The following is a 9778-nucleotide window of genomic DNA, read 5'->3' on the forward strand; positions in this document are numbered from 1 at the left end:
TCAGAAAGTTGCACCGAAATTGCGGAAGAGCCCACTAATGCACTAATGGGGAAAATTCACGCGGCATTGACAAGGCCCATGGGCGTTGGTCCCGGACATAGGTCCAGAGCCTGCCCTTCTTCACCCCTTTCCCCAACCCCTTGTCGCGCAGAGAACGATCCAGAACCCGGATCGGCGTGTCGTCGGCATGGAGAAGATCGCTGCTCATGATTGCCGCCTCGATCAACTCGATCAGCGGCAGGAGTACCTGCATGGCGCGGCCACACCAATCGACCAGCGTGCTGTCGGGGATATCAGCGCCCATGCGGGCGAAGATTTCGTTCAGGCGATAGAGCGGCAGGTGGTCATCAAATTTCGAGACCAGGATGTAGGCGAGCAGTCCAGCGCCCGCCATGCTGCCCGGTATCGGCCGGTTGGGCGCGGGCAACTGCACCATCTTCGCAGCAGCGGCAGGACTTCTTCAACCGGGCGATCTCGATGACCTTCATCTGCGCGGCGATCATGTCGAGGATTTTGCTGACGTCTTCGCCGACAAGCCGCAGTTCGCCACCACGTACCGGGATCGAGTTCCCTGCGCTCATGAACGGCATTGTCCGACACGCGCGGACGGCGGCGCATGGTCTTTTCCGGCATGATTGCCTCAGACCCGGCAGGCACCGCTTCCTCGACCTCATCGAGCGGCTCGGTGCTGCTTTCCGAGGCGGCAATCATCAAGTCCTCCAGCGCTAGTTCCAACTGCTGGATTTCTTGTGGAACGCCATCGCCGCATTGTCGCTTTGATATCGATGCCCAATCTACTTTGCTGCCGCTGAATATGATATAATTTGATTGATTTCTCTAATCGGCATGCAGATTATTGCGATCTCGATGTGGCTCCGCAGAGTCGATGGAAATGAACGTAAAATGAGAGCAACATGGAAGTTGACGCGGTCATTGATAACTTGAAAGCTACCAAGGGCCCATCACGCAAACTGGACTCCGAGATTGCGCAGGTTTTAGGTTGGAGGCTTAAGACCGAGACGTTTGTAGACGCAGCTACCGGAGAGACAAAACAACGTCATCTGTGGTTGGTACCAAAAACGGATGAGCTCGGAAAGATACCCTTCTATACCCTTGATCTTGAAGCAGCGTATCGCTTGACGCAAGACGTCGCCCCTAGCGAGGCTGCGGGATGCATGTGGGAAGATGGTATAGCAAGTGCGAGGATCGGTGACGGCCCGACGGTTGAGGCCGCGAATGCAGCCATAGCTCTTTGTATTGCCGCGCTTGTTGCCTCAAAAAATCGCCCCCAGAGGCCGTAAGGCACGCATAAAGCGATTGCCGACGGGCGAGGTCTATGGAACTTATGGCGCAGTTGAAGGCGTATCAATTGCGTTTCGGTAATACATCGACGTGGACCGACGAGACGCTTGCGTTGTCAATGAACCACTGCCGTAAGCAGCTCAATAGATCTTGTGGACGAAAATATTTTCCGATATCGATTATGCTAGCTGACCGATGCTTATTGATCCGATCCTCGACCTTTTTGAATTTCGACGTAGACTGGCTACGACCGATTTGTATTTCATTAACCCGCTAAAAGCGTTGGGTTTTGATTTGCGAGGAGTCGTCCCAATCGGACGTCACATCTACAAGGTTGGATCCGTTGTAGTTATCAGTCGATATGCGGCACGCGATGAACTTGAAGCGCTAAGACGTCGCCAAACATGCTGCATTGTGTACCTGGCAGACGACGATTTTGCTGCTGGGGCTCAGGATGACAGATTACCTGCAAGCTACCGCCAGAAGTTGACTACTTTCGTCGCCGGTACATGGCAGATAATAAAAAGCATGGCAGACTTCGTTCTGGTGCCCTCTCCTGTGCTGCTCGAAAATTACGGAAACGCCGCTCGATACGTCCACCCGCTTTGGCATGTCCCTCCCGCCACTATTGATCACTTTTCTGCGCCCAAAGAGATCAAACTCGCATATTTGGGCACACGATCACACTTGAAAGATTTCGCGCTTATATCCCCTACCTTATCGGCTTTGTTGCGCGAACGCAGGGATATTACATTGACAACGTGGCTCGGCGACTTCATGCCTCCAGAACTTCTCGACACCGGGCGAGTACATGCCATCCGCCCCATGCGCTGGTGGCGCTACAAACAAGAGATTGTTAGATGCCGATTTCATCTTGCATTCTATCCGTTACAGGCGACTAAATTCAATTCAGCAAGGTCCACCAACAAGCTTTTTGAGCACTCAGTAACCGGAGCAGCAAGCTTATTCTCCCCCTTCCCGGCACTTAATAGTATATCAACGCCAGCAATTTCCTCGTCTACCGTTCTTGGCGCGGAAAGCGAATGGCGGCAGAGGATTTATGCCGAAATCGACAATCTTAATTCTTTGAAATCCAATGCAGAGCAACTCCAAGCAGACATATTGCTCCACTATTCGAACAATGCACTTCTAAAATTCTGGAACAATCTCTTATCGTAGGCATTTGCAGAGGCGCGAAAGTTTGGCGACAAGCGGCTGGATGTTCTTCATCATTCAGCCAAAACCCGCCGGAGGAGATATCTACCATATGGGCTGTTACCATACCCGCCAGCGAGTGCCTCTAGTTGCGACGCCGATATAAACCCTTGTCGATAGGCAATCTCCTCTGGGCAGCAAATCTTAAAGCCCTGTCGACGTTCGAGCGTGGCAACGAACTCACTTGCGTCTAGGAGGCTATCTGGAGTGCCTGTATCTAGCCACGCATAACCTCGCCCCATTAATTCAACGTAAAGCTGTCCTCGCTCCAAATACGTCTTATTGATATCGGTAATTTCCAGCTCACCGCGAGCTGACGGCCTTAAGTCTGCTGCTATGTTCACCACTTCCGCGTCGTAGAAGTATAACCCTGTCACAGCCCAATTGGATCGAGGAGTAACAGGTTTTTCCTCCAGCGCAATTGGCCGCATAGAACGATCGAACTCAACCACACCATATCTCTCAGGATCATTGACATGATATGCAAAAATGGTGGCACCGAAGGAGCGTTCCGCTGCGTTGGCGAAGAGCTCCGAAATACCGTGCCCATAAAAGACATTGTCACCGAGAATCAAACATGATGGTGACTGGCCAACAAAGTCGGCTCCGATAATGTATGCTTGAGCCAAACCATCGGGTGACGGCTGCTCGGCGTAACTAATCTCCAGCCCTAATCGGGAACCATCTCCGAGTAATGCACGGAAGCTAGGGAGGTCGCGAGGTGTCGAAATGATCAAAATTTCTCTAATGCCCGCCAACATCAACGCCGATAGCGGGTAATATATCATAGGCTTGTCGTAGATGGGCATCAGTTGCTTCGAAAGAACCGACGTCATCGGATGAAGACGGGAGCCGCTCCCCCCCGCTAAAATGATGCCTTTCATTTCAATCCTCCATTCCGAACTAGCTCACTCTCCGAAACGAGACGTTCAACGACTCGTACAGTGGATGCTGGCCATGCCGGCAACTTGAGGCCGTGAACTCGCTCTAGCTTCGATGAGTCCAGGCGAGAGTTGGAAGGTCGCAAGGCTGCCGTTGGATATTCCCGAGACGATATCGGGGAGACTGCGGCAAAAGGACCGCCACGACATTTAGATATTTTGTAGATCTCAGCCGCGAATTCTGCCCATGTTGCACTTCCCTGGGCTGCCATGTGGAAGGTGCCCCGCAAAGATTGCGCCGAGTTACTGATAAGATTAAGTGCCACTGCTAGCACACCATCTGCAACATCAAGAGCAGAGGTTGGGTTGCCAAGTTGATCATTCACGACCGATACGGCATTCCGTTTGCCAGCCAATTCCAACATAGTCTTCAAGAAGTTTCGGCCATGGGGGCTGTAGAGCCAAGCCACACGAAGGATCGCATAGTTGTCTGTTGCAGCCGCTAACGCGATCTCTCCCATTAGCTTGGAGCGACCATATACGCCAAGAGGAGACGTCGGATCAGTTTCGACGTACGGCTCGTTTTTGCTGCCATCGAACACATAGTCCGTCGAAATATGAACAATTGGAATGCCGATCTGTGATGCCACCGCTCCCAAAATTCCAGGCGCCTCCCCATTGATGATCATGGCAAGCTGGCTTTCGCTCTCCGCTTGGTCCACTGCTGTATATGCTGCCGCTGATATGATCGCGTCTGGACCCACCTCCAGAATTGAAGCTGCGATCCCGTCACTCACAGCTAAGTCCAATGTTGGACGACCTAGCGCGATAACATCTATGTTCGGAAACTTTTTCCCTCTTTCCAGGAGGGCGCTCACCAATTGCCCACGGACACCAGTGACAGCAATCCGGCGACGTGTCATTAGATTGTCTCCTCGATCGAGTTCAGAAGGCCAAGCCTGCGGCCGCTGTCTCGGCACCGAAGCGGTTGCCACCACCAGCGGTTCTCCAAGTACCAACGCACGGTCTTCTCGATCCCTGTTTCAAAGTTTTCCTCCGCCCTCCAGCCTAGCTCCGCCTCAAGTTTGCTGGCATCGATCGCATACCGAGCATCGTGACCGGGCCTATCGGCTACAAACCGAATCAGCTTGCCGTGCGCTTCGGCCGAGGGGGAATATTTGTCCATCAGGTTGCAAATACTTCTCACCACATCAATATTTCGGCGTTCATTACGTCCGCCAATATTATAGGTCTCTCCGATCCGACCGCGCTCAACGACCAAATCCAACGCTCGCGCATGATCTTCGACATACAGCCAATCTCGGATATTCATGCCGTCTCCGTACACCGGCAAAGGCTTACCTTCTAATGCGTTAAGTATCATCAACGGGATAAGCTTTTCGGGAAAGTGGAACGGGCCGTAATTGTTCGAGCAATTTGTGACTATTACAGGCAAGCCGTAGGTCCTTGCCCACGCTTTCGCAAGGTGGTCGGACGCCGCCTTTGAAGCAGAATATGGAGAGCTAGGATCATAAGGAGTGTCTTCGCGAAACAAACCGTCCTCACCGAGAGTTCCATAGACTTCGTCGGTCGAGACATGCAAAAAGCGAAATACATCCTTTTCAGATTGCGACAATGAAGCAAAGTAAAGTCGGGCGCACTCCAACATAGTGAACGTGCCAATTATGTTGGTGTCGATGAAGTCTTGAGGGCCTGTAATGGACCGGTCAACATGGCTCTCCGCGGCAAGATGCATGATACGCTGCGGCCGAAAGCTGGAAATCGCCTCGTTTATTTTAGCGCGATCGCAGATATCGGCTCGAAGAAACCGGTAGCGTTGATCATTCTCGACGGCCGTGAGCGAGGTCAACGATCCCGCATATGTCAACTTGTCGACAACGAGCACATCGTATCGCTTAACTTTAACAAGGTGACGCACCACCGCGGAGCCGATGAAGCCAGCACCTCCTGTTACCAATACACGCATATCTTTCTATCCATTGATTCCGCAGGAAATTTGTTCTTCAACATTCTTAGGCAAAGGGCGCACCCGCAACGGAAAGGCGCGGGTGTTGCTTATCCTTCATCGACAGGATTGCCTCGTCCAAGTTCACGGGCCAGGCAATGTCAAGATCAGGATCGTCGAATGCAATTCCGCGGTCATGCTCCGCGCTATAGTACTCTGTAACCTTGTAACAGACTTCTGCATTTGGAACCATTGTGCAAAAACCATGGGCAAAGCCAGGGGGTACCCATAACTGTTGCCCATTTTCTGCAGACAGCTCAACCGACACATGTTGTCGGAAGGTCCTGGAAGAGGCTCTCATGTCAACAACGACATCCCAAATGGCTCCGGCGACGCAACGCACGAGCTTCCCCTGCGCTCGCGGCTCGACCTGAAAATGTAGTCCTCTAATGGTGCTTTGTTGCGCCGACAGAGAATGGTTTTCCTGAACGAATTGGATAGGAGCTATAGCCGTTTCAAACAGATCCTGTCGAAAGGTCTCCATGAAGAAGCCTCGTGCATCCTGTATCCTGTGCGGAGAAATCACCACAACATCGGGGATGCTCAATTTTTGGAACTTCATCAGACCTCACCTCAATTTCAAGTTGCAATTATGACCGAGTAAACGATTCTGAAGGCGATCGGTCCCAATGCTCGCTTTATAATCAACTTCGCTACCCCCTGCTACCCATCTCAGCCTCGTATCGGAGACGCGGCGACCCGCCTGAAAAGGCGGGCACAGGATGAGGAACGCTGTCACGATAGCACCATCACATCACTTCATTTCGTGATCGGCGAACTTTGCCCAATATTCCCCTCGCAATTTTTCCGACACAATGTCCAATCTCAAATCATTGAAATAAGTGGCTGACGAATCCAGAAAATAAGGCCGCCATTTCTCCTCATCCCGAATGCTATCAGCCGAAAGCGACCCGTCACATAATACATATGAACCAGAGGCAAGACCGACGTGATAGTAAAATTCGCGGTCGCTCGTCGACGAACATAGCGCAGTCACTAAAGACTCCGCATCAAGAAGATAGCGCCGTATTCTCGCGCGGACACTTTCGATGAACTCTTTTTCTTTATGCAACTTACCATTTCTAATGACAGCTCTGCGGGTCAGATAGGAATCCCACACCCTGACCTGTTCAAACCCCTGAATAAGGCCAGCATACTCTGCAAACGCTTCTTCAACACTATTCGCGATCACAGTAGCGATGCGAGGATTACAAGTCCTATGTCTGCCAACGCTGAACACTCTCCATAGACGTTCATCTAACCCCCGCTTCTGAAACGGAACGTCATCTTGCTCCTCCAGGAGAAGCGACGGCAAATCTGCGATCGTAGCTTCCCTTCCATTCACTTCAAATGAAGTGAGTCCATTTACCTCCTCATGGAACAATCCAAGCTGACTGAGCTTTCGTGCAGGTAGTCTCGGCATGATGTGGTTCATCAAAAGCCACTCGACACTTTTCCAATCGCACCCCCGCTTTATGACAAGCCTATCTTGCGAATCCCGGTCGTTCACCTGCCCCTTAAATCGAAAGATGAGTGAGGCAATTACATGGTCGATCGACGCCGCCTGGGCTTCCATGGAGACGAATCCGCCAGCGTCTGGCGAAACGTGCTCACGCTTCCATTGCTTGAGTACCGTCAGGGCTTCACCTGAAGTGATACAAGAACGATAACTTGCACCCTCAAGATATTCATCGCCTCGAACTTTGTCGCTAAGGACCCGAGCGCCGCATCCAATAGCATCGGACACGCGGTTCGCGACAATTCCAAACAGCCTCATTGAGCGCCAGTGCTCAGAGAGAACAATGTCGGTCGCCCCATAAACAGTCGGCAGCTCCGGGTACTGAACCCATGGAGCCTGAATTTTTGAGTGATCGATATACTTCTCCCACCCATCTCCGATTACCCGCGCTTCTTCGACACCTTGTACGAGGTCAACCACAAATCTACGATCAACATTCTTGGTGCGCCCGACGAAAAGGACGCCAGAGCGCTCCTCTTTCAGCAAGCCTCGGAAAAGCTCCGGGTCAGACCCCTGAAGAAGAGTTGATATTTTCCTCACGCCTTCGAGCCTAAGCAAGCCCTCCAAATACGCGGACGCGGCGAACACATAATCATACTCAAGGCACTCTTCTGCGGAGACTGTCTCCGGATGGCTAATAATCCAGAGTATGTTCAGCTGATGATTTTTATGCTTTTCTCTACGCCGTCCCCGTATAACAATATTTACGTCGAACTTTTGTCTGACGGGGTCAGGTGTATCCGAGTACACCAAGTCCGCCGCATACCCCAATTTGATTAAGTACTTTTGGAGAGACCTTGCATAATAATAATCACCCCAGTTCGCACGCTCAGTGGAGGGAGCCGAAATTACTATCGCAACAGCAAGTCGGGCTAGCCGCAATAAATCAAGCTCATCTGACGAGTAGAAGTGGTTCTTGGCCCGCACGACTTTTGTATACAAAGAGAATGCTGAAAGCGTCAGCCGGGAATTGTCAGCAGCATCGGAATAAATGCACTGATCGAAGTAAGCGAACTTGCAGCCGTTCGCATTGCATACGCGTACGATGTAGTCCCAGTCGACAGCTCGCCGGAGCCGATTGTCGAATTCTATACGCTTGTTGGGGCGTAGTTTGTGGAAAAACACATTCAGATCGATGAAATTTCGGTCCCACAGTGAAGCCGGATCGAATTTTGCCGCTCTGTATGCCTTCACTGCTCCCTTTCCATCTACAATCGTAAGAATGCTATAGATACAATCTGCGTCGAATTTCTTAGCATATTTTATAGAATACTCGAGATATTTTGGGCGCCATTGGTTGTCCGAATCAATATACGCAACGTATTCACCGGTAGCTGCTCGAAGTCCGGTATTGCGCGCGGCGCTGACGCCCTGATTCTCTTGCCATATGTATATAATCCGAGAATCGTTAAAACCTTCAACGACCGATCGAGTGTCATCGCGACTACCATCATCAACGATAATCAATTGAAAATTTCGATACGTTTGCGACAGAACCGATTTTATAGCCCCCGATATCAACTCTCCGCGGTTATATGTGGGCATGACAATGGAAACGACAGGATTAACGTTCGCCGGAAGTGCGAAACGTTCTAAATCGTCCCTTGTAATTTTCAGTTGCTTAGTATCCAGCTTTGGCTGCCTCGGTGGACTTAGAGGCTTGTGTGAGGATTTCTTGGGAAAAATTGGTAGAAGATACTGGCGGACAAGTTTTTTGAACGGTTTTAGCATCAACAAAGGTCTCTATGGATCGGCGCGATTGCGTTCACGGCTTGCATCAGAAAAGCCAGCCTCGCCTTTCTACAAACGTTGGTCGGCGCAATCAACACATGACATCTTCAATCGAAAAATTAGAGAGTATCAGCGTTGAGAAGCAAGCGCAGGGATGTGAGTCTTGTGGAGGACAGCCTAAGGGCCCGACCGAAAAAGAGTTGAGTGAAATTAGCCAGTTGTGATTCTGTTCGCTTGGGACGAATGGAGACCACGATGAGCTGGACTGATTTCACTCGCCGGGACGATGCGCGACGTTGTGGCCGCTCTGCAAGTGACCTGACGGATCGGAAGTGGAGATTGATTTCGGATTTTCTTCCCGCGCCACGTCGATTGGGCCGGCCCTGCAAGACCGGCCTTCGCGAGGTCGTCAACGCGCTGCTCTATCTGGCATCGACCGGCTGCCAATGGCGGATGCTGCCCAAGGATTTCCCGCCGTTCAGACGGTGCAAGCCTATTTCTACGGTAAGCGCTTAGCTGATGGCGTCAGGCCTGAAGTTCCAAGGCATCAGCGCCTCGAGCTCGGATACTGGCCAGCCTTGAGCGATGCGGCTTAAGGTCTGGGAGAGCCAATGGAGCGGGTCGACGTTGTTCATCTTGGCCGTCTGAAGAAGCGTGGCCAGCGCCGCTCAGGTACGCCCCCCTCTGGTGCCGGGTCTCGCCTTTGGAACGCAGCGAACACGCAAGGGTTAGGTGATGCTGCGGCTTGACGTGGTCGATGATTGCTGCTTCCTCTTGCCATCGCGAAGAGGGAGCAAAAGATGTGGATGAATCTTACCCTAGCGAACGGCATGCAAACCTGCGTCGATCTTTCGAAGGTCGTTTTCGTGAACGAGCACAAGAGCGGTGGAACCCAACTCTTCTTCTCGTTCGAGGTGACCGTGAACGAAAGCCGAGTTCAAAAGGAAATCATCGTTCAGGAACGGTTCGAAGCCATAGCGAGAAAGTTGAAGGCTATCTCTGTGACGTAAATGCTCGCTTGGGCTTTCCTATTGTCCTGTCCCGCAAATAGCTTTACAAATGATCGAAACGGGCAGAAGATTCGTTCACTGCAAGGAGAACGGA

Annotated in this window: 9 protein-coding genes and 3 pseudogenes; 5 read left to right on the forward strand and 7 right to left on the reverse strand. The window is 51.6% G+C overall.

The window, feature by feature from the left end:
• Positions 1–61: 61 nt before the first annotated feature.
• A pseudogene (locus ACMGE0_RS33025) lies at positions 62–621 on the reverse strand (IS66 family transposase); the annotation flags it as partial.
• On the opposite strand from ACMGE0_RS33025, the gene ACMGE0_RS33030 reads away from it, so the two are divergent.
• The 3 genes from ACMGE0_RS33030 (at position 617) to ACMGE0_RS33040 (ending at position 2481) form a co-directional block, all read left to right on the forward strand.
• Positions 617–823 (forward strand): hypothetical protein, encoded by a 207-nt coding sequence (locus ACMGE0_RS33030; protein ID WP_436820099.1) that lies wholly within the window; start codon positions 617–619, stop codon positions 821–823. The pseudogene ACMGE0_RS33025 and the gene ACMGE0_RS33030 overlap by 5 nt on opposite strands.
• A 91-nt stretch (positions 824–914) precedes the next feature.
• Positions 915–1301 (forward strand): hypothetical protein, encoded by a 387-nt coding sequence (locus tag ACMGE0_RS33035; protein ID WP_436820091.1) that lies wholly within the window; start codon positions 915–917, stop codon positions 1299–1301.
• 196 nt (positions 1302–1497) lie between these two features.
• Complete coding sequence (locus ACMGE0_RS33040) at positions 1498–2481, forward strand: hypothetical protein (RefSeq protein WP_436820092.1); 984 nt, start codon at positions 1498–1500, stop codon at positions 2479–2481.
• Between the two features lie 50 nt (positions 2482–2531).
• Here ACMGE0_RS33040 and rfbA read toward each other — a convergent pair whose 3' ends face one another.
• The 5 genes from rfbA to ACMGE0_RS33065 all read right to left on the reverse strand — a co-directional run bounded on the left by rfbA (position 2532) and on the right by ACMGE0_RS33065 (position 8674).
• On the reverse strand, positions 2532–3401 hold the full coding sequence (rfbA, locus tag ACMGE0_RS33045; protein ID WP_436820093.1) for a glucose-1-phosphate thymidylyltransferase RfbA: 870 nt from the start codon (positions 3399–3401) through the stop codon (positions 2532–2534).
• Positions 3398–4321: a dTDP-4-dehydrorhamnose reductase gene (gene rfbD, locus ACMGE0_RS33050; RefSeq protein WP_436820094.1), complete on the reverse strand. Its 924-nt coding sequence runs from the start codon at positions 4319–4321 to the stop codon at positions 3398–3400. Before rfbD ends, rfbA begins: the two co-directional genes overlap by 4 nt.
• Positions 4321–5385: a dTDP-glucose 4,6-dehydratase gene (gene rfbB / locus ACMGE0_RS33055; protein ID WP_436820095.1), complete on the reverse strand. Its 1065-nt coding sequence runs from the start codon at positions 5383–5385 to the stop codon at positions 4321–4323. The genes rfbD and rfbB overlap by 1 nt, the downstream gene beginning before the upstream one ends.
• Positions 5386–5431: 46 nt before the next feature.
• Positions 5432–5986 (reverse strand): dTDP-4-dehydrorhamnose 3,5-epimerase, encoded by a 555-nt coding sequence (rfbC, locus tag ACMGE0_RS33060; protein WP_436820096.1) that lies wholly within the window; start codon positions 5984–5986, stop codon positions 5432–5434.
• A 192-nt stretch (positions 5987–6178) separates the two neighbouring features.
• Positions 6179–8674, reverse strand: a complete 2496-nt coding sequence (locus ACMGE0_RS33065; RefSeq protein ID WP_436820097.1) for a glycosyltransferase — start codon at positions 8672–8674, stop codon at positions 6179–6181.
• Between the two features lie 255 nt (positions 8675–8929).
• Between ACMGE0_RS33065 and ACMGE0_RS33070 the strand changes: the two are divergent.
• Positions 8930–9195 (forward strand): annotated as a pseudogene (locus ACMGE0_RS33070) (transposase); the annotation flags it as partial.
• Here the strand turns inward: ACMGE0_RS33070 and ACMGE0_RS33075 are convergent.
• Positions 9187–9342 (reverse strand): annotated as a pseudogene (locus ACMGE0_RS33075) (transposase domain-containing protein); the annotation flags it as partial. The pseudogenes ACMGE0_RS33070 and ACMGE0_RS33075 overlap by 9 nt on opposite strands.
• A gap of 93 nt (positions 9343–9435) precedes the next feature.
• On the opposite strand from ACMGE0_RS33075, the gene ACMGE0_RS33080 reads away from it, so the two are divergent.
• The gene (locus ACMGE0_RS33080) at positions 9436–9684 is read left to right on the forward strand and encodes a hypothetical protein (protein WP_436820098.1); all 249 of its coding nucleotides are present in this window, start codon (positions 9436–9438) and stop codon (positions 9682–9684) included.
• Positions 9685–9778 lie beyond the last annotated feature (94 nt).

The sequence above is a fragment of the Neorhizobium descurainiae genome, assembly GCF_051400715.1.
In the GTDB taxonomy this organism is placed as follows: domain Bacteria; phylum Pseudomonadota; class Alphaproteobacteria; order Rhizobiales; family Rhizobiaceae; genus Neorhizobium.

What these genes read in the sequence shown, in the direction of transcription:
- ACMGE0_RS33030 (WP_436820099.1), top strand. Translation starts at nt 617, where the DNA reads ATGGTCTTTTCCGGCATGATTGCCTCAGACCCGGCAGGCACCGCTTCC.
- ACMGE0_RS33035 (WP_436820091.1), top strand. Translation starts at nt 915, where the DNA reads ATGGAAGTTGACGCGGTCATTGATAACTTGAAAGCTACCAAGGGCCCA.
- ACMGE0_RS33040 (WP_436820092.1), top strand. Translation starts at nt 1,498, where the DNA reads ATGCTTATTGATCCGATCCTCGACCTTTTTGAATTTCGACGTAGACTG.
- rfbA (WP_436820093.1), bottom strand. Translation starts at nt 3,401, where the DNA reads ATGAAAGGCATCATTTTAGCGGGGGGGAGCGGCTCCCGTCTTCATCCG.
- rfbD (WP_436820094.1), bottom strand. Translation starts at nt 4,321, where the DNA reads ATGACACGTCGCCGGATTGCTGTCACTGGTGTCCGTGGGCAATTGGTG.
- rfbB (WP_436820095.1), bottom strand. Translation starts at nt 5,385, where the DNA reads ATGCGTGTATTGGTAACAGGAGGTGCTGGCTTCATCGGCTCCGCGGTG.
- rfbC (WP_436820096.1), bottom strand. Translation starts at nt 5,986, where the DNA reads ATGAAGTTCCAAAAATTGAGCATCCCCGATGTTGTGGTGATTTCTCCG.
- ACMGE0_RS33065 (WP_436820097.1), bottom strand. Translation starts at nt 8,674, where the DNA reads ATGCTAAAACCGTTCAAAAAACTTGTCCGCCAGTATCTTCTACCAATT.